Source organism: Proteobacteria bacterium CG1_02_64_396 (genome assembly GCA_001872725.1).
Taxonomy (GTDB): Bacteria; Pseudomonadota; MNWR01; order CG1-02-64-396; family CG1-02-64-396; genus CG1-02-64-396.
Genome location: MNWR01000029.1, coordinates 76,315 through 93,821 on the forward strand (window position 1 = coordinate 76,315; position 17,507 = coordinate 93,821).

General features: G+C 68.1%; 17 protein-coding genes and 1 other annotated feature. Of the genes, 1 reads left to right on the forward strand and 16 read right to left on the reverse strand.

Annotation, left to right across the window (positions count from 1 at the left end):
- The first annotated feature begins 45 nt into the window (after positions 1 to 45).
- Complete coding sequence (locus AUJ55_03585; GenBank protein ID OIO59502.1) at positions 46 to 558, forward strand: hydrogenase; 513 nt, start codon at positions 46 to 48, stop codon at positions 556 to 558.
- Positions 559 to 644: 86 nt separating this feature from the next.
- Here the strand turns inward: AUJ55_03585 and AUJ55_03590 are convergent, their stop codons facing one another.
- The 16 genes from AUJ55_03590 to AUJ55_03665 form a co-directional block, all read right to left on the reverse strand.
- Positions 645 to 1,559: a hypothetical protein gene (locus tag AUJ55_03590; GenBank protein OIO59503.1), complete on the reverse strand. Its 915-nt coding sequence runs from the start codon at positions 1,557 to 1,559 to the stop codon at positions 645 to 647.
- An 87-nt stretch (positions 1,560 to 1,646) separates the two neighbouring features.
- Positions 1,647 to 2,180 (reverse strand): cob(I)yrinic acid a,c-diamide adenosyltransferase, encoded by a 534-nt coding sequence (locus AUJ55_03595; protein OIO59504.1) that lies wholly within the window; start codon positions 2,178 to 2,180, stop codon positions 1,647 to 1,649.
- 118 nt (positions 2,181 to 2,298) lie between these two features.
- Positions 2,299 to 3,417: a uroporphyrinogen-III C-methyltransferase gene (locus AUJ55_03600; GenBank protein OIO59505.1), complete on the reverse strand. Its 1,119-nt coding sequence runs from the start codon at positions 3,415 to 3,417 to the stop codon at positions 2,299 to 2,301.
- Entirely contained in the window at positions 3,414 to 3,809 is a 396-nt protein-coding gene (locus tag AUJ55_03605) for a nucleotidyltransferase (GenBank protein OIO59506.1), read from the reverse strand. Before AUJ55_03605 ends, AUJ55_03600 begins: the two co-directional genes overlap by 4 nt.
- Positions 3,797 to 4,096 (reverse strand): hypothetical protein, encoded by a 300-nt coding sequence (locus tag AUJ55_03610; protein OIO59507.1) that lies wholly within the window; start codon positions 4,094 to 4,096, stop codon positions 3,797 to 3,799. The genes AUJ55_03605 and AUJ55_03610 overlap by 13 nt, the downstream gene beginning before the upstream one ends.
- The gene (locus AUJ55_03615) at positions 4,093 to 4,875 is read right to left on the reverse strand and encodes a hypothetical protein (protein OIO59508.1); all 783 of its coding nucleotides are present in this window, start codon (positions 4,873 to 4,875) and stop codon (positions 4,093 to 4,095) included. Before AUJ55_03615 ends, AUJ55_03610 begins: the two co-directional genes overlap by 4 nt.
- Before the next feature lie 124 nt (positions 4,876 to 4,999).
- Positions 5,000 to 5,950: an ABC transporter permease gene (locus AUJ55_03620; GenBank protein OIO59509.1), complete on the reverse strand. Its 951-nt coding sequence runs from the start codon at positions 5,948 to 5,950 to the stop codon at positions 5,000 to 5,002.
- A gap of 169 nt (positions 5,951 to 6,119) precedes the next feature.
- Complete coding sequence (locus AUJ55_03625; protein OIO59510.1) at positions 6,120 to 6,920, reverse strand: hypothetical protein; 801 nt, start codon at positions 6,918 to 6,920, stop codon at positions 6,120 to 6,122.
- A gap of 158 nt (positions 6,921 to 7,078) precedes the next feature.
- On the reverse strand, positions 7,079 to 7,819 hold the full coding sequence (locus AUJ55_03630) for a cobalamin 5'-phosphate synthase (GenBank protein ID OIO59511.1): 741 nt from the start codon (positions 7,817 to 7,819) through the stop codon (positions 7,079 to 7,081).
- A complete protein-coding gene (locus AUJ55_03635; protein OIO59512.1) occupies positions 7,807 to 8,430 on the reverse strand; it encodes a hypothetical protein in 624 nt (207 codons plus the stop codon). Before AUJ55_03635 ends, AUJ55_03630 begins: the two co-directional genes overlap by 13 nt.
- Positions 8,431 to 8,872: 442 nt before the next feature.
- A complete protein-coding gene (locus AUJ55_03640; GenBank protein ID OIO59513.1) occupies positions 8,873 to 9,910 on the reverse strand; it encodes a nicotinate-nucleotide--dimethylbenzimidazole phosphoribosyltransferase in 1,038 nt (345 codons plus the stop codon).
- A 609-nt stretch (positions 9,911 to 10,519) separates the two neighbouring features.
- The gene (locus AUJ55_03645) at positions 10,520 to 11,035 is read right to left on the reverse strand and encodes a bifunctional adenosylcobinamide kinase/adenosylcobinamide-phosphate guanylyltransferase (protein OIO59514.1); all 516 of its coding nucleotides are present in this window, start codon (positions 11,033 to 11,035) and stop codon (positions 10,520 to 10,522) included.
- Positions 11,020 to 11,970 (reverse strand): hypothetical protein, encoded by a 951-nt coding sequence (locus AUJ55_03650; protein ID OIO59515.1) that lies wholly within the window; start codon positions 11,968 to 11,970, stop codon positions 11,020 to 11,022. The genes AUJ55_03645 and AUJ55_03650 overlap by 16 nt, the downstream gene beginning before the upstream one ends.
- Before the next feature lie 111 nt (positions 11,971 to 12,081).
- A complete protein-coding gene (locus tag AUJ55_03655) occupies positions 12,082 to 13,110 on the reverse strand; it encodes a hypothetical protein (GenBank protein OIO59525.1) in 1,029 nt (342 codons plus the stop codon).
- Positions 13,111 to 13,278: 168 nt separating this feature from the next.
- Entirely contained in the window at positions 13,279 to 14,724 is a 1,446-nt protein-coding gene (locus AUJ55_03660; GenBank protein ID OIO59516.1) for a cobyric acid synthase CobQ, read from the reverse strand.
- 115 nt (positions 14,725 to 14,839) lie between these two features.
- Positions 14,840 to 16,681, reverse strand: a complete 1,842-nt coding sequence (locus AUJ55_03665; protein ID OIO59517.1) for a hypothetical protein — start codon at positions 16,679 to 16,681, stop codon at positions 14,840 to 14,842.
- Positions 16,682 to 16,822: 141 nt separating this feature from the next.
- Positions 16,823 to 17,050, reverse strand: a binding site (cobalamin riboswitch).
- Positions 17,051 to 17,507 lie beyond the last annotated feature (457 nt).

The window sequence follows — 17,507 nt, forward strand, 5'->3', positions numbered from 1 at the left end:
GCAAGGGTTGCGGCCCCGAGACAACCGCAAACAGGGGAGGCTCCCATGATCAAACTCCTACGCACCATCGCCCGCACCGGCACCCTGACCGAACCGCCGCCCCCCGGAGCCAGCGACATCGAGCGCCTCGGCCCTCAAATCGCCGCAATGATCCAAAAGCGGTTCAAAGGCTCGCTGGCCATCCGTCAGGTCGATGCCGGCTCCTGCTCGGCCTGCGAGCTGGAGATCCACGCCTTGGGGAATCCCTACTACGACATCAGCCGCTTCGGCCTGCACTTCGTCGCCTCCCCACGCCACGCCGACGTGCTTTTGGTGACCGGCCCGGTCACCACCCAGATGAGCGAGGCGTTACGCCGCACCTACGCCGCGACCCCCGACCCCAAATGGGTGATCGCCAGCGGCGACTGCGCCGACCACTGCGGCCTCTTCGGCGAGGACAACTACGCGGTGGCGGGAAGGGTGAGCGAGATCGTGCCGGTCGACCTGGTCATCAAGGGTTGCCCTCCGGCGCCGGTCGATTTGATGCGGGGATTGCTGCAACTGCTGGAGGGCGATTAAGGCAGCTTCATGCGCAGAAAAGAGCCATGTTGGCAAGGCTACGTTGTGAGGTTGCCCGATGGCGGGTCGTTTGCGCCCGTCTTGTTTTACCGCTCGCTGTTTTCTTGCTCCTTCAAAAACCTCGCGACTTGATCCAGAGCCTCCTCAAGTCGGGGGTTTTCGGCGGTGGTCAACACATGGGGCACCTTCGATTCGGCGGGGAACCAGTGGATCAGCCGCTGCTTCGAGGCGACCGAGCGCAGCACCACCTCGCTCGATTCGGGGTCGATGGTCCCGTCGTCCCGCGATTGCATCACCAGGATCGGCTGTTTGATCTGCCCCAATACCTCCCGCACCGCCTTTTGAAAGTCGTTGAGCTGGGCAATCGCTTTAAGGGGGCGTCGTTCGTAGTAAAACGGTTTTTCCTCTTCCGTCAGGGGGCGGACATCCTCCTCTTTGAGCCAAGAGACGTAGTTGGCCAGCCAGGCGGTTTTGGAGCGGTGGATCAACGCGGGGGAGAGGGCGGCGATGGCTCGGAATTGCGCCGGTTGGGTCGCCGCCTCGTACAAAACCGCCAGCCCCCCGGTCGAAAGCCCCACCCCGTAAACCCGGTCGCAGGCGCTGTGCAGCGCGGTGGCGGCGGCGTCGACCACCTCCACCCACTCGGGCCAAGTGCAGGCTTTTAAATCCTCGGGGGAGGTGCCGTGGCCCGGCAGCCGCACCCCGTAGACGGTGAACCCCTCCTGGACCAACCGCGCCCCGAGCAGCCGCATCTCCCAGGGGGATCCGGTAAAACCGTGGGCCAGTACCACCCCGGCGCCGTTGGGGTGATCGGGAATCAGCAGAAACGGGGCGCCGTGTTCGTTGCGCGGTTTCTGAGGGCCGACCCCGCCTTGGTAGGCGGCCAGATCGGCGGCAAACAGAGCGTTCAGCGGCGCCTGGGGTTGCATCGCCTCATCCCCCTGGGCGGAGCCGACAATCAGGCTCAGCAGCAGTACCCATCCCACCAGCCAACGATTCATCGCGAACCTCTTCATCCCACAAAACAGGGGTTTTCAAAAACCGCGCGGCTTCGCAGAAGCGTTGCGCCGCATGTTTTTGCCGTGCCCTCAGAATTCGATCCCTTTGCAGGCCTTCAACCCCGCATCGAAGCCGTGTTGGGTTTTCTCAAGGGTGGTGACCGTATCGGCCACCGCCAGCAGCGCCTCGGGCAGCGGTTTGTGGCCGCCGGTCAGAATCAGGTGCTGCCCCGCCGGTTTTTCTTGGTTGACGAAGGCGGCGATCTCTTCCGGGGTGATCCAACCGTATTCGACGGCGTAGAGGATCTCGTCGCAGACCACCAGATCGAAGCCTCCCTCCCGCGACTTTTCTTGGCAGAAGCGCCAAGCCTTGCGGGCGGTGGCTTGGTCGTGGGCGGGGTTGCGGGTCTCCCAGGTGAAGCCGTCGCCCAGAGCGTGCCATTCGATGGTGTCGAAGCGCTGCGCCGCCTGTTGTTCTCCGGTCTTCCATCGCCCTTTAATGAACTGCACGACGCAGACCTTCATGCCCCAGCCGGCGGCCCGAAAAACCATGCCGAAGGCGGAGGAGGATTTGCCCTTGCCGGGGCCAGTGATGGCCAAAACGCGACCGGAGGTGAGGGTCATGGGCGACTCCGAACGGTGGTGGTGGGGGCGTGAGGCCGGTCCACTTACGAAAAACGGTCAACGGGAGGTAGGGTGGATAAGCGTAGCGCATCCACCACGACGCCGGGGCAAGAACCCATCACCGAGCCAACCGGCGCAGCACCACCCCATCCAAACCTGGATCGAAGCCCAGCGGTGCACACACCCGAATCGTCAGTCCCGGATGGGTGGCCTTGGCCGACTCTAGTTGGGTCGGGATGTCCCGCTGCACATGGCCGCCGCTGGCCAAAAACAGGGGCACCGCGTCGATGGTGGTGGCCCCCTCGGCGACCACCTCCGCCACCGCCTCTTCAATGCTCGGCGACTCGCATTGCAAGAAGGCAACCCCGACCGGGCGACCGGTCCGTTGCCGCAACCGCGCCGCCATCGCCTGAATCCCGTCGCTCGCCCCCAGGTTGGGGGAGCCGTGGGCGATGAGGAGGATGGCGTCCGACTCGGTCGCCGGGGTGGGGTGGAACCAGTTCAGCTCTTCGTGCAGGGCGGCGACCGGGCCGATCACCACCAGCGCCGGGGGGCGTAGACCCGCCTGCTCAACCTGCTGCGCGATGGTCCCTAGGGTGCCGATCAGCACCTGCTGATCGGGCAGGGTGGCGTTGCGGATCACCGCCACCGGGGTGGTGGGATCCTTGCCGCTGGCGATCATCTTCTCGGTCAGCCCGCTCAACCGCCGCACCCCCATGAAGACCACCAGGGTTTCGAAGGTTTTGCCCACCGAACCCCAATCGATGGCGGGATAGAAACGGTCGGGGGCCTCGTGGCCGGTGAGCAGCCCGGCGGCGGCGGCGTGGTCGCGGTGGGTGAGCGGAATTCCGGCGTAGGCCGGTCCGGCGATGCCGCTGCTGATGCCGGGCACCACGGTGAAGTCGATGCCGCTTTCCCGCAGCGCCTGCGCCTCCTCCCCCCCCCGCCCAAAGACGAAGGGATCGCCCCCTTTCAGCCGCACCACGCAGCGGTGGGTTTCGGCCAGCTGCACCAGGAGGATTTCGATTTTTTCCTGGCTTAAGGTGTGGGTCCCCTCGTGTTTGCCGACGTAAATCCGCTCGGCGCCAGGGTGGACCATCGCCATCACCCCGTCGGAAACCAGGGCGTCGTAGACGACCACGTCGGCCTCGGCCAACAGTTGGGCGGCGCGCAGGGTGAGCAGGCCGGGATCGCCGGGACCGGCGCCGACCAGGTGGACCGTGCCGGGGAGGGTCATTCCGGCCCCTTTTCGAGGGCCGTTAGCCAGCGTTCCAGCAGCTCGGCGTGGCTGGCCAGACGACCGTGGATGCTGGCGGCCAAGGGGGCGTTGTAGGTGTGGGCGGTCAGATTGCGGTCGTCGATCATCGCCATGGCGGCCCGGGCGTCGACCTCGTCGAGTAGCCCGTTTTGGGCGCAGGCCCGGACCACCGGCTTGGGGCTGGCCAGCTCGACCCCATAGCGGCGCGATAGGGTTAGCTGGGCCGTCTTCCAGAGTGCCTCGACGGTGTATTCGAAGCGCTGAATTGCGGCGTCGCGCTCGACTAGGGTGGGGCGTTCCAGGCCGGTCAGCTCTTGCAACGAGGTCAGTGCCTGACGAGCCTGGTTCAGGCGCTGGGTCAGTCGTTCCATGGGATCCCCTCCTGTTCGATGGATGCGCGTAAGGCGTCGTCCGCTTCGTTCCAATCGATTAAATCGACCTCGATCAGCAGGTTGCTTTGCGTCAGCGCTTCACGCAGTTCCGCCAGCAGACCGGGGGGAAGCGGTTGTTTGGGGCGGATGGCCACGTCCACATCGGAAAAACGGCGCGCCGTCCCCCGTGCCCGGGAGCCGAACAGCACCAGATCGGCCATTGCGGGGGGAAGGTGGGTGCGGATGAGGCGGTGGGCCAGGGTGATATCGGAATCGGCGGCGATCATGGATGGGTGCCTTGGTAGCGGTAATCGGGCAAAACCAGGGGGCCATCTTCCCCCCGGAGCGACTGCAACGAAACCCCAAAGAGCCCCTGCAACGTTTGGGGATTCATCATCTCTTTCCCCCCCTCGATCAAACGGCCGTCGCCCGGCAGCAGCCAAAAAACATCACCCAGCACCACCGCTTGATGTAGGTCGTGCAGGGCGGCGATCACCGTTTTGCCTCGGGCGGCGGCGTCGCGGGCCAGGTGCAGCCACTGGGCTTGGTGCTTGAGGTCGAGGTGGGCGGTCGGTTCGTCGCACAGCCACAGATCGCCGTCGTGGACGCGCTGCGCCGCCAGCTCCACCCGCTGCCGCTCCCCCCCCGACAGCGACTCCAAAGGTCGGCCCGCCAGGGGTTCCAGGTCGAGCCATTCCAGCGCCTGGGTCACCCGGTCGCGGTCGTCATTGCAGAAGGGGCTGAAGGGGGAGGTGAAGGGGGCGCGGGCGAGCAACAGCCGGGCGTGGACCGTCAAGCCAAAGCCGTCGGGGGGGCGTTGCCCCAGCCAGGCGGTGGTTTGGGCGCGGGCGGTGCGGCTGAGCGATGTGAGCGGTTGCTCCCCCCAGAGCGCCTGCCCCGAAACGATGGGGTGTAGCCCCGCCAAGGCGGCGAGCAGGGTCGATTTGCCCGCGCCGTTGGGGCCGAGCAGCACCGTCACCCGACCCGGCGCGGCCAGGGCGTTGGCACCGCTCAGAATGGGGCGGCCCCCTTGATTCAGGGTGAGATGGTCCAGGCGTAGGATCATGGATCGAGACAACCTGTAGGAGCGCCGTCCCCGGCGCGATCGTCGGGGTGAGCGGCGAGGGATGGCAGCGCGCCAAGGGTGGTGCTCCCACCACTGCGTTGGATCATCTGGGGTAGGTCTTGCCTCATTCCACCCCCCCCTTACGCGCCAAGAGCCACAAAAACACCGGCACCCCGATCAGCGCCGTCACCGCCGAGACCGGCAGTTCGGCGGGGGCGAGCAGGGTGCGGGCGGCGGTGTCGGCGGCGACCAAAAAGCCCCCCCCGGCCAGCGCCGTCAGCGGCAGCAGCCTTAAGTGCCCCGCCCCGACAACCAACCGTACCGCATGGGGAACCACCAGCCCCACAAAGCCGATGGGGCCGCAGGCGGCGACCGCCACGGCGGTGATGAGGGATGCCGCCGCCACCAACCCCTGGCGCACCAAGTGGACCGGTACCCCCAGACTTTGGGCCGTCGCCTCGCCGAGCAGCAGCAGATCGAGGGTGCGGGCGAGCAACAAACCCAACACCAATGCTCCGCCCCAAGCAGCTAAAAGAGAGGCGGTCGGCATGTCGCTCTGGGCCAGGCTCCCCATCAACCAGTGCATCGCCGGTCCCAACCGTCCCTCGGGCAGCGCCGCCAGCACCAGGGTGGTCAACGCCCCCCAAAAGGCGGCCAGCACCACCCCCGCCAGCAACATGCGCTCCCGACTGTGGCGGGCGAAAAGGAAGATCGCCAGCGTTCCGGCCCAGGCGCCGAGGAAGGCGCCGATCCACACCCCCCCCGGCAGGGCGGGAAAAAACCCCAGGGTGAACACCGCCCCGAAGGCGCCCCCACCGGCGGTGCCGAGCACGAAGGGTTCGGCCAGCGGATTGCCGAGCAGCACCTGAAACCAGGCCCCCGCCAGCGCCAGACAGCCGCCGATGGCGAAGGCGGCCAGCATCCGGGGCAGGCGGATTTCCCAGAGCACCAGCGCCGTGGTACCGGAGGCGTCGCCCCATTGGGAGGGTCCGATCCACACCGGCCCGGCGGCGACCCCAAGGGTGAGGATGGCGAGCAGGGCGAAGCCGCCGAGGAGCAGGGGGATCGGTTTCATAAGTGAAGGTCGCAGTTGCGGGAGCGGGCCGGGGTGGGGGGGGTATGGCGGAGCGACCGCGCCGCCCCGCACGCGGATGGAGCTGCGCACCCACCGCCAAGGATGGTGCGGCGTCGTAGGGCGGATAAGCGCAGCGCATCCACCTTCCCCCCCGGCACAGGCAAGCCCATCACGGCGCCCCCCCAAACTGCCCCGGATGCAGCATCTTGGCCAGCAACGCCGCCCCTTCGATCAGCCGGGGGCCGGGGCGGTGGATCAGATCGGGGTCGATCAAAAACAGCCGCCCGTCCCGCACGGCGGGTAGGTCGGTGTAGCGCCGCCAGGGGGTGAGGAAGCTGGGATCGGGTTGCTCCATGCTCGAAACCACAATCACCTCGGGGGCGCGCAGCAGCACCGTTTCGAGGGAAACCTGGGGGGAGCGGACCGGGCTGTCGGCCAGGATGTTGCGCCCGCGCAAGCCCTCGATCATCTGGGCGATGAAGGAGCCTTGCCCCACCGAGATCAGCGGGTCGTTCCAGACCTGATAGAAGACCGAAACCTCGGGGGTGGCGGCGACCTGCTCGGTCAGCGCCTGCCAGCGGGCCAGCAGCCGATGGCTCAGATTGCGTCCCTCGTCCAGATGGCCGGTCAGCCCCCCCAATCGGGCCGGTTCCATCCACACCGCATCGAGGCTGTCGGGGTTGGAGGCGACCACCTCAATCCCCAGCGCTTGCAGTTTGCGGGCGGTGGGTTGGTTGAGATCCCAGACGATGACCAGGGTGGGATCGAGCCGCAGCACCGCCTCGACGTGGGGCCCGTCGTACCCCCCCACCTGGGGCAGCCGGGTCGCCGCCTCGGGAAAGTCGGAGTGATTGCCAACCCCGACCAATTCGCTGCCGACGCCGATGGCGTAGAGGATTTCGACCGCGTGGGGGGGGATGGCGACGATGCGCCCGGCGGCGGGAGAGAGAGAGGGGAGCAGCAGGCACAAAAGGCACGAAAGTATTTGTAGGAGCGCCGCCCCCGGCGCGATTGCCCCTCCTGGCGAGATAAACTGTTCAGGCAATCGCGCCGAGACGGCGCTCCCACAAAATGAGACGGCGCTTCCACCAAGCGCTCCCACCGTTTCCCCCATGGGCCCATGTCGCCTCATCCCGCCCCCTCCAACAGCACCACGGTCAGCAGCAGCCCCACCTCGACGATTTCAACCCCCGCCCCCAGGGCGTCGCCGCTCATGCCGCCCAGGCGGCGGTGGAGGAAGATCCACCAGGCGACCAGCCACAACGGGGCCAGCAGCAGCGCCGGGGCGAGCAGCAGCGACAGCAGCAGCAGCGCACCGAGCCAGCCAAAGAGGGTCGCCCCGGCGATCTCCCAGCCGAAGCGCTCCCCGCTGCCGCTTGCCAGCGGCGGCAACACCTTGGCCCACACCATCGCCCCCAGCCGCCCCCAGGCGGGGATGAGCAGCAGCGGTCCGATCCAGCCCCCCCCCATCCCGGCCCCCAGCGCCAGCAGCATCAAGAGGATCAGCTTGGCGACCACCACCAACACCAAAGCCAGAACCCCGAAGCTGCCAACGTGGGGATCGCGCATCACCGCGAGCAGGCGCTGCGGATCACGATGGGCCGCCCCCAAGCCGTCGGCCAGGTCGGCCAATCCGTCGGCGTGTAACCCCCCGGTGAGCAAGATCCAAGCTCCGACCCCCAAAAGGGCGGCGAGCCAGGGGTCGACGCTTAACCCGAGCCCGACCGCAACGGCCAGCAATCCCCCCAGGATGATCCCGACCAGGGGGAACCAGCGGGCGGCGCGGGGTAGCTCCTCGGGCTTGAAGTCCTTCAGCGCCGGGACCGGAATGCGGGTGAGAAAGCCCAGGGCGAGGATCAGTCCACGCATGGGGCGGGCTCCCGGTTATGAAAAAGCAGGTAGCCACGCCCCGATTCGGGATGCAGCGCCACCCGACTCCATCCGGCGTAGGGGATCATCAGGGTGTTGACCTGCGACAGGGGCAGGCCGAGCACGTGGGCCAGCACCACCCGCAGCACCCCCCCGTGGGCGATGAGCAGGCGATGATCGCCCTGGTCGCAGGCCAGCCAGTCTTGCCAACCGGCCACCACCCGGTTGCCAAAGTCGAGCAGCGGCTCCCCCCGGGCGGGGGTGTAGGCGGTCGGGTCGGCTTGAAAACGGGCCAGCCCCTCGGGATCGAAGGTTTGGATCTGCTCAAAGGTCAGCCCGTCCCAGGCGCCGAAGTCGATCTCGGCGAAGGCGCCATCCAGGTGCAGGGGCAGGTTGCGCCGTGCGGCCAGGTCGGTGGCGAAGTCGGCGCAGCGGATCAGGGGGGAGGCTGCCAGGGCGGTCAGTTCAGCCGCTTGCAGCGCGTGGGCCACCCAGTCCATCTGCCTACGCCCCTCGTCCGATAGGGGGGGATCGACGCGGCCTCGGAAGACCCGTTCGGGTCCGGCGACGGCGCCGTGGCGCAGCAGGTCGATGGTGAGCAGGTCGGTCATAGGGTTGGCTGCGCTCTTCGCTGGAAGGCCGGATTATGGTTGGAAACGGCGTGGATGAGGGGTCGGAACTTGTAGGAGCGCCGCCTCGGCGCGATGCGTTGGGGCAAAGCCGACCGAAAGACCGATCGCGCCGAGGCGGCGCTCCTACAAATTGTTTTGAGAAAACCGTTCATCCCGAGCTTGTCGAAGGATGGGGCTTTTTGGCAAGGAGGTCCCCCTTCACGGGCGCTGGTTCGCCCCTTCGCCCAAGACCGAGAAGAACCTAGGCAAGCGTTGATTGAAGCAGCGCTTCCGAGCATCCCAAGGATGGGCCGCCAAAATCCAGGATAAGTAGGAGGCGACCCCGTCGCCGAAGCTCTTCTGCCTGTCGTAGGAGGCGACCCCGTCGCCGAAGCTCTTCTCAAGGCAGGATGCCTTTCGTCGGCGCTTCCCTAAAAGGTGGCTATGCCACCCCCCCGCTCACCCCCGCCTGGGCAAAGGTCGCCATCCCGGCGTGCAGCGCCACCGCCTCTTGCAGCAGGGGCAGGCAGATTGCCGCGCCGCTCCCCTCCCCAAGCCGCATTTGCAAATCGACCAGGGGATCGAGCCCCAGGGCGCGCAGCGCCAGGCGGTGGCCGGTCTCTTGGCTGGCGTGGGAGGCGAGCCACCAGATCTCCGCCCCCGGCTCGATGGCATGGGCGACCAGCGCCGCCGCCGCCGCAATGAATCCATCGATCAGGCAGGGGACGCCGCGGGCCGCCCCCTCAAGATAAAACCCCGCCATGGCGGCGATTTCGAGCCCGCCGAGTTGGGCGAGCCAGTCGATCCCGTCGGCGGGTTGGGTCGCCTTGGCGCGGGCCAATCCCCGTTGGACCGCATCGCGCTTGCGCGCCAGCCCCGCGTCGTCGACCCCGGTCCCCCGCCCCACCACATCCTCGGGATCGGCCAGCGCCAGGGCGCAGATCAAACAGGCCGACGCGGTGGTGTTGCCGATCCCCATGTCGCCCGCGATCAGCAGGTTGGCGCCGTTGTGGATGGCCGATTGTGCTTGGGCGCGCCCCACCTGAAGCGCCGCTTCGACCTGCTGGCGGCTCATGGCGGGCCCCTGGGTCAGATCGGCGCTCCCCGGCGCCACCTTGGCCTGCACCACCCCCGCCACCTGAGACAGATCGCCCGCGACCCCGACATCGACCACCGCCAGGGGGGCGTTCCAGAGGCGGGCGAGGACCGAAATCGCCGCCCCCCCCCGGGCGAAGTTCTTCACCATCTCACCGGTCACCACCGAGGGGAAGACGGAGACCCCTTGGGCGCAGACGCCGTGATCGCCCGCAAAGACGGTAATGGCCGGTTTTAGGGGATCGGGGATCGCCTTGCCTTGACGGGCGGCGAGCCACACCGCGATCTGTTCCAGGCGGCCCAAAGCGCCGGGGGGTTTGGTGAGCTGGGCTTGGTGGGCCAGGGCCGCTTGTTCGGCTTCGGGATGAAGGGGGGCGATGGGCATGGGGGCTCCGGTTTGGGATGAGGTTTTTTAAAAACTTGTTGGAGCGCCGTCTCGGCGCGATTCGTTATGGCAAGGACGACCGCAGAACCCATCGCGCCGAGGACGGCGCACATACAGACGTCCGGGGCCGACGGGTAGACCCCTCACCCTAACCCTCTCCCCGGTTTCGGGGAGAGGGGACTTGGGAGCAATGGTGTGTGGTTGGGCCGCTGGGCTCGCCGAAGCGACGTCGGGGACGACTCCCACAAGGTTGCGTGTAGGAGCGCCGCCTCGGCGCGATGCGTTGGGCCGAGGCCGACCCAAAACCCAATCGCGCCGGGGCGGCGCTCCTACCTCCGCGATGAACGGCACGGCACGGGACGGGGCGTAGGAGCCTGGTCTCCGGGCGAAGCCTGTTTAACCCTTCAACCGCCGCCACCCCACCGGTGTTTTTTTGGCGCCGCTGGGCTCGCCGAAGCGACGTCGGGGACGACACACACAAGGTTGCTTGTAGGAGCGCCGCCTCGGCGCGATGAGTTGGGCCGAGGCCGACCCAAAACCCAATCGCGCCGAGGCGGCGCTCCGACCTCCGCGATGAACGGACCGAGCCCGGTCTCCGGCAAAGCCTGTTTAACCCTTCAACCGCAGCGGCAACCCCGCCGCCACCAGCACCACCTGGTCGGCCACCTGAGCGATGCGCTGGTGCAGCCGCCCCACCTCGTCGCGGTAGCGGCGCGATTCGGGCGATTCGGGAACCAGTCCCATCCCGACCTCGTTGCCAACCAGCAGAATCTGGCCGGGCAGCTCGGGGAGTAGGGCGATCAGGTCGCTGGCCGCCTGCTCGACCGGGACCCCTGCAAACATCAGGTTGCTCACCCACAGCCCCAGGCAATCGACGATCACGGCCCCCTCGGGGGCGGCGTGGGTTTGCAGCGTCCGGGGCAGGGCCCACGGCTCCTCCACCGTCCGCCACCCCTCGGGCCGCTCGCTGCGGTGGCGGTCGATGCGGGCGTTCCACTCCTCGTCCCCCTCGATGCGGGGGGCGGTGGCGATCAGCACCACCGGGCCGCCGTGCGCCTCGGCCAGACGCTGGGCATGGCCGCTTTTGCCGGAGCGGGCGCCGCCCAAAATCAAGGTGATGGGCATGACAAAGCCTCCTCAAGGCGGCGCCAACCGGCCTCGGAACCGGGAATCCCCAACCGCACCCACCCCTGAAGCTGCGGCCATTCGGGGAAGGTGCGCACCAGAATCCGGGCCGAGGCAAAATCGGGCATGACGGGGGGGCGACCCAGTACAAAACCGGCTGCGGAGGGGTGGAGCCGCCAGCCGTGGTTGTGCAACAGCCCGGTCAGACGGCGGGCAAGCACCGCCACCACCTCGTCGCGCCCCTCCCATTCGGGCAGCAATTGGGGGAGCAGATGCAGGGCCGGAGTCGGGGCGGGCCAGGGGGGGAGCCAGGGGTCGATCCGCTTGAGGCTGCTCGGCTCGGCCACCAGATACCCGAGGCGCAAACCGGGGATGGCGAAGGTTTTGGTCAGCGACCCCAGTCGGATCACCCCCGGCAGCACCCCCAAGGTACGGCGACGGGCCAGCGGCATGTAGGACTCGTCGAGCACCCCGGTCCGCCCTTCGGGAAAGGGGGCGGTGCGTCCGCAGGGGTTGTGGGGATCGCTCCACCATAGGGCGCTGGCCGACGGGGGAGGGGCGCTCCAAGGGAAGGGACGCACCCGCACCCCGGCCCGCTGGGCGCAGCGGATCGGCTCGCGAAAGGTCGGCACGGCGATGGCCAGCGAGCGCCACTTGAGCGCCTGGGGCAAAACCTCGATGGCCCCCTGCGCCCCGGCGACGATCCGCACCGCCTCGACCGGCACCCCCAGGGTTTGCGCCAGGGCGGTGCTGGCCGGTTCCCCGGCGGGGTCGGGGTAGCGAGCCACCAGATGGGCGTGGGCCTCCAGCCAGCCCCCCAGCCAGTCCGGCGGGCCGTCGGGATGGAGGCCGGTGGAAAGATCGAGGATCGCCTCGACCGGGCAATCCCAGGTAAGGGCCGCTGCTTCGAGATTGCCGCCGTGGGGGAGGGTCATGGGTGGAAAGCCTTTGAATGTATGGATCGGTACGACGTTGCCAAAGATCGCTCTCCCCTTCTTAAAGGGGGGTTGGGGGGGATTTGCTGGCGGCGGGTTCAGCCAAGGTATTCACCCCGAAACCACCGCTTCCAACCCCAATACAATCAGCATCGCCACCGCCGCCAAGAGCAAGGCGCGGTGGATCAAGACAAGTCCCGCCAGGGTGTCGCGGGGTGTGGGCTCTCGCCCCCCGTCCGGACCCAACCAGGGGCGCGCCTCAAGGTGGCCGGCGCGCAGAACCGCCCCCCCCAGCCGCACACCGAGCCCCCAAGCCAGCGCCGCCTCGGGCCAGCCGCCATTGGGGGAGGGATGCTGGGTCGCTTGGGGGGCGAGCGATCTCCAGGTTTGGAGCAGCTGAGGTAGGAGCGGACCCCGTCCGCGAACCGCCCAGGTGCGTGGGGCTATCGGTCGCCTCTGTTCGGCCACGGGGTGGCCTCCTACAGGGGCTCTGTCGTGCCGCCGTGCCGCCAGCACAATCAACCCGGCGGTCAGTCGGGCCGGAATCCAGTTGGCCACATCGTCGATCCTCGCCGCCGCCGTGCCGAAATGGAGGTAGCGGGGTGAGCGGTGGCCCCACATGGCGTCCAGGGTGTTGACCATCCGGTAGGCCGCCGCCCCCAGCGGTCCGGCCACAACAAACCAAAACAGCGGGGCGACGACCGCATCCGAGCTGTTTTCGGCCAGGCTTTCTAGGGCGGCGCGGTGAATTCCCGCCTCATCAAGCGCCTCGGGGTCGCGCCCGACGATGCGGGCCGCCGCCATCCGGGCGCTGGTCAGGCCGGTCGCCTCGGCCACCGAGCGCACATGGCCGAGCAGCGAGCGCCACCCCAGGGTCGTCCACAGCAGCGCGGCGTCGAACAGCAGGCCGCTCCAGGGGCGCAGATCCCACAGGGCGACGTGCAGCCAGGCGATGCCGAGCAAGGGGGGGATGACGGCGGCCAGCCAGGCCATGGCTCCGGCGGCGCGGTGGTCGCTGTGCAGCGCCTGTTCGATCAGCCCCGCGTAGCGGCCAAACCAAGCCACCGGATGGTAGGCGGTCGCCGGATCGCCGCGCAGCCGCTCGAAGGTGAGCGCCAGGAGGAGGATGGTTGCACTCATCGTGGTAGCCGGGTTGTGCGACGGTTCGAGGGCCATCTCATGGGGGCGACTTTGGGGTGTTGATCATGTGACTTCGAACCCCATTGGGGGCGCTTCGGCGGGTTGGCTGTTCGACCCCCACCCCGACCCTCCCCCTGCCAGGGGGAGGGAGCTTTCCCCCGATTTGCCTCATCCCATCAGCCCCGCAATCAACTCAGGATCGAGGCTCGCCGCCAAGGTGTCGGCCAGGCGGTCGAGGGCACGCAGGGTGCGGGCGGTTTGGTCCTCCTCCCCCCCTTGAATCCCAAAGCGATCAGCCAGCCAGGCGGCGCGAAATTGGCCGGAATCGAACAGGCCGTGCAGGTAGGTGCCCCAGACCTGCCCGTCTTGCGAGCGGGCGTGGAAGGGGAAGAGGTCGGGGTCGGCGGCGCTGTCGCCGTAGCGGATCTCGTAGCCGCGCACCGGTAGCGCGTTGGGGTAACAGGCCAGGGTGTCGACCCGCAGGTACTTTTTGGTAGGCCCCATGACGGTGGCGACCGGCAGCCAGCCCAGCCCCTTGATCGCCCCCCCGTGTTCAACCCCGTGCGGATCGGCGATGGCTTGCCCCAGCATCTGCAAGCCGCCGCAAATCCCCAGCACCTGACCGCCGTAGCGCAGATGGCGGGCGAGGGCGGTCACCATGCCGGTGTCGTGCAGCCAGGCCAGATCGGCCCCGACCTGTTTCGAGCCGGGCAGCACGATCAGGTCGGCGCCAAGCAGGTCGGTGGGGGTGCGGGCCAGGCTTAGCGCCACCTGGGGATCACCCGCCAGGGGGTCGAGGTCGTCCAGGTTCGAGGCGCGGGGGTAGAGCACCGCGGCAATGCGAATGACTTGTTGGAGCGCCGCCCCCGGCGCGAGCCCTTGGGTCGCCCCCAGCCGATACAGGGCGTCCTCCTCCGGTAGCTCCAGGTCGGGCACGTAGGGGACCACCCCGGCCAGCCGTTTGCCGGTTTTATGGCCCAGCCAGTCGAGCGCCTCGGTCAGCAGCGCCCCCTCGCCCCGAAAGCGGTTGATGATCAGCGCCTGCACCCGGTCGCGCTCGGTGGGGGCGAGCAGGTCGAGGGTGCCGCTCAAGGCCGAAAAAACCCCGCCCCGGTCGATGTCGCCGATCAACCAAACCGGCACGTTGGCGGCCTGCGCAAACCCCATATTGGCGATGTCGCCAACGCGCAGGTTGGGCTCGGCGGGGGAGCCGGCCCCCTCGACCAGGATCAGGTCGTATTGGGCTTTGAGCCGCTCGAACGACTGCAATACCTGGGGCAGCAGGGGGGCGCGGTCCTGCTTAAAGCGGCGCGCCTCCAGCGTGCCGAAGGGTTGCCCCTGGACGATGAGCTGGGCGACGCCGTCGGCCTCGGGCTTGATCAGCACCGGGTTCATGTCGCTGTGGGGTTCCAGGCCGCAGGCGAGCGCTTGCAGCGCCTGAGCCCGGCCGATCTCGCCGCCATCGCAGGTGACGGCGGCGTTGTTGCTCATGTTTTGCGGCTTGAAGGGGGCGACCCGCACCCCTCGGCGGGCGAGCAGGCGGCACAGCCCTGCGGTCAGCACACTTTTGCCGACCCCAGAGGCGGTGCCTTGCAGCATGAGGGCGCGGGTCATGGGGGCTCCTGCTTGGTGAGGTCGGCTGGATCGGTTGGGATGGATGGGGGGTCGGGGCGGAGGGCAAATCCCCCCCGACCCCCCTGTTGCAAAGGGGGGAGTTCCCCCCAGTCACCTAAAAACGGCCCTCCACCCCGGCATACAGGGTTCGCCCCAGCACCCCGTAACCGGTGGCGTCGGGGGTGGTGTCGTCGGTCAGATTGACCCCGCGTGCGGTGAGCGACCAGCCGGGGATCACCTCAACCTTGCCGTGCAGCTCCAGGCGGCGGGTGGCGGTCAGAAGCTGGGTGTTGGTCGCGTCGCTGTAGCGCTTGCCGATGAAGCGCAGCACCCCCCCCGCTTGCAACGCCCCCCAGGTGGCAGAGCCGCTCAGACTCCCCGAAGAGGCGGGGCGGCGGGCCAGCCAGTGCCCTTGGTCTTCATCGCGCGCCCTGAGCCAGGTCCAGTCGAGCGCCACCCGGGTCGCCTCGGTGGTGGCCTCTAAGTGCAGCTCAATCCCCTGGATTTTGGCGCTGGCGACGTTGGCGGGGGTGTAGGTCCAGGAGCCGGGGGAGACCGGGCTCCAAACGATCAGATCGCCGATTCGCTGCTCGAAGCCGGTCAGCGCCCCCTCGAACCGCTCGCCCTGGGCGTGCAGCCCCACATCCCAGCCCAGCCCCTTCTCGGGCTTGAGGTTGGGGTTGCCGGAGTTGGGGTAGTAGAGGTCGTTGAGGGTGGGGGCCTTGAAGGAGCTACCGGCGTTGGCGGTGAGTTTCAGCCCCGCGCCCAGCGGGATGCCGAGCCCCGCCCGCCAAGTGGCTTGATCGGCGTAGGGGGTGTTGCGGTCCATCCGGGCGCCGAGGGTCCAGTCGATCCCCCCGGTGGTCTGCGCCAGCGAGGCGAACAGGGCCGACTGGGTGCGGCTGCCCGAGAAGCTGCCGACACTCTCCCCCTTGTCCTTGTGGGTCTCGATCCCGGTCACCAGCCGCCCGTCGTTCAGGGTGAATTCGCCGGTTAGAGCCGCCTGCTGGATGGTGGTGGCGAAGGTGTAGTTGTTGAAGGGATCGGCGGGATCGCTGCCGATGCTCTCGTCCTTGGATTGCCCCGCTTGCAGCTTGACCGTCCAGTCGGCGGTCACCGGCAGACGCCCCTCAAGATGGATCGCCTGCTGGCGGCTGGTTTGGGTGTAGTTGGGAAGGTCGGCGAAGAGGTAGAGGGGGGCGGGATAGCCGTCGAGCCCCGCCGTGCCCTCCTGCCAGCGACCGATCAGGCGGATTTCGCCCTCGCCGACCGGCACGGTGGCGCTGCCCGAGACTGTCCGCAGCTTGAAGGGGTCGAGCTCGCTCCCCGCCGCCGCCGCCGAGACACCGTCGGTTTGTTCCTGCCGGGCGGCCAGCGATAGGTCGACCCCTCCCGCCGTGCCGCTCACGCTTCCCGCCACCGAGCGGCTGCCCCGCCCCCCGACCTCGGCCTTGATCGCCCCCCCCAGGGGACCGCGGCCGCGCTTGGTGAAAATCTGGATCACCCCCCCCACCGCGTCGGCGCCGTAGAGGGTCGATTGGGGGCCGCGCACGATCTCGATCCGTGCGATGTTGAGGGTCGACATCGCCGACCAGTCGAAGGCGCCGCTGGTGGCCGAGCCGACCCGCACCCCGTCGATCAACACCAACACATGGCCCGAGTTGGTGCCACGCAGAAAAAGGGAGGTTTGGCTGCCGGGACCGCCAGTGGCGGCGACGGCGATCCCCGCCTGGGCGGCAAGAAGATCGGCGACGGTCGCCGCTTGGCTTTGCTCGATGGCCGCCTGGTCGATGACCGTGGTGTCGGCGGTGACCTGCTCAGGCGCTTGGGGCATCCGGGCGGCGGTGACCACCACCGGGAGCATCAGGTCGGGATCGGGGTTGTCGGCCAGGGCCAAGGGGGCGATCAAGGTGGAGGTGGCCAGGGCCAGGGTGAGGGTGGTTCGGGTGGAATTCATGGAGTGCCTTTCGCGTCGCGCCCACCGCGCGGATTGGGGAGATCCGGTGGGCCAGCGAAAGGGGGAAGAGGGACCTGCACGCCAGAGGGAACAAGGGCGTGCCTGGCCGACCCGCCCGCCGCAGGTCCATCCGGTCGGGGCGGATGCGCCCCTGCCTCAGGCCGGTCTCCTGGCTCGCCGTCATCCTCCTCCGGGACCTTCCCATGCCTTGCGGCACAGTGGTGTTTTGCCCGGATTCGTCAGGCTTACAGTAGCGGGGGCTGCGCCGGACTTGCGGGCCTGGATTCACCAAGGGCCGCGCACCGGACTTCCCGTTTCATCCCCTTGCCGAACCACTCGGCTGGGGACACCTGAAGCTGGCGCAATGGTAGGAAGGCGGGGGGGGCAAAGGCAAGGGGGGCAGGGGGACCTGAACATCCGCTGGAATTTTCAAGCCGATTGAGCGTTTTTCAGTCCCTGATTTCGTACGCCCGACCCCGGTTGAGCATGTTGAAAATGACCCGGCAAAGATGCCGCCCCAAGGCCCGGATGGCCTGGTTGTTGAAGTGGACCCCAAAAACTGGACAGTAGGTTTTGTTAAGACCGAGGGGGCATGATTGGCGAGAGCGAGGAGCCAAGCGATGCCCGGAAAACACAAACGACACAGTGCGCAGTTCAAGGCGAAGGTGGCGCTGGAGGCCCTGAAGGGTGGGGTGGACCCCACTCCTTGGACAGTTTGGGGGCGAAAATTTGTAAACGGTTAGTGGCGGTGGGTGGTTCCGCCGTGGGTTTGATGGACCTGTTCTGGGGTCTTGCCGCCGAGGGCACTGTGGGGGCGCTCGGTGTT

Coding starts and splice junctions, on each gene's coding strand:
- AUJ55_03655 (OIO59525.1), bottom strand. CDS start 13,110: ATGAGTGCAACCATCCTCCTCCTGGCGCTCACCTTCGAGCGGCTGCGC.
- AUJ55_03640 (OIO59513.1), bottom strand. CDS start 9,910: ATGCCCATCGCCCCCCTTCATCCCGAAGCCGAACAAGCGGCCCTGGCC.
- AUJ55_03660 (OIO59516.1), bottom strand. CDS start 14,724: ATGACCCGCGCCCTCATGCTGCAAGGCACCGCCTCTGGGGTCGGCAAA.
- AUJ55_03620 (OIO59509.1), bottom strand. CDS start 5,950: ATGAAACCGATCCCCCTGCTCCTCGGCGGCTTCGCCCTGCTCGCCATC.
- AUJ55_03615 (OIO59508.1), bottom strand. CDS start 4,875: ATGATCCTACGCCTGGACCATCTCACCCTGAATCAAGGGGGCCGCCCC.
- AUJ55_03630 (OIO59511.1), bottom strand. CDS start 7,819: ATGCGTGGACTGATCCTCGCCCTGGGCTTTCTCACCCGCATTCCGGTC.
- AUJ55_03605 (OIO59506.1), bottom strand. CDS start 3,809: ATGGAACGACTGACCCAGCGCCTGAACCAGGCTCGTCAGGCACTGACC.
- AUJ55_03610 (OIO59507.1), bottom strand. CDS start 4,096: ATGATCGCCGCCGATTCCGATATCACCCTGGCCCACCGCCTCATCCGC.
- AUJ55_03600 (OIO59505.1), bottom strand. CDS start 3,417: ATGACCCTCCCCGGCACGGTCCACCTGGTCGGCGCCGGTCCCGGCGAT.
- AUJ55_03665 (OIO59517.1), bottom strand. CDS start 16,681: ATGAATTCCACCCGAACCACCCTCACCCTGGCCCTGGCCACCTCCACC.
- AUJ55_03635 (OIO59512.1), bottom strand. CDS start 8,430: ATGACCGACCTGCTCACCATCGACCTGCTGCGCCACGGCGCCGTCGCC.
- AUJ55_03595 (OIO59504.1), bottom strand. CDS start 2,180: ATGACCCTCACCTCCGGTCGCGTTTTGGCCATCACTGGCCCCGGCAAG.
- AUJ55_03590 (OIO59503.1), bottom strand. CDS start 1,559: ATGAATCGTTGGCTGGTGGGATGGGTACTGCTGCTGAGCCTGATTGTC.
- AUJ55_03650 (OIO59515.1), bottom strand. CDS start 11,970: ATGACCCTCCCCCACGGCGGCAATCTCGAAGCAGCGGCCCTTACCTGG.
- AUJ55_03585 (OIO59502.1), top strand. CDS start 46: ATGATCAAACTCCTACGCACCATCGCCCGCACCGGCACCCTGACCGAA.
- AUJ55_03645 (OIO59514.1), bottom strand. CDS start 11,035: ATGCCCATCACCTTGATTTTGGGCGGCGCCCGCTCCGGCAAAAGCGGC.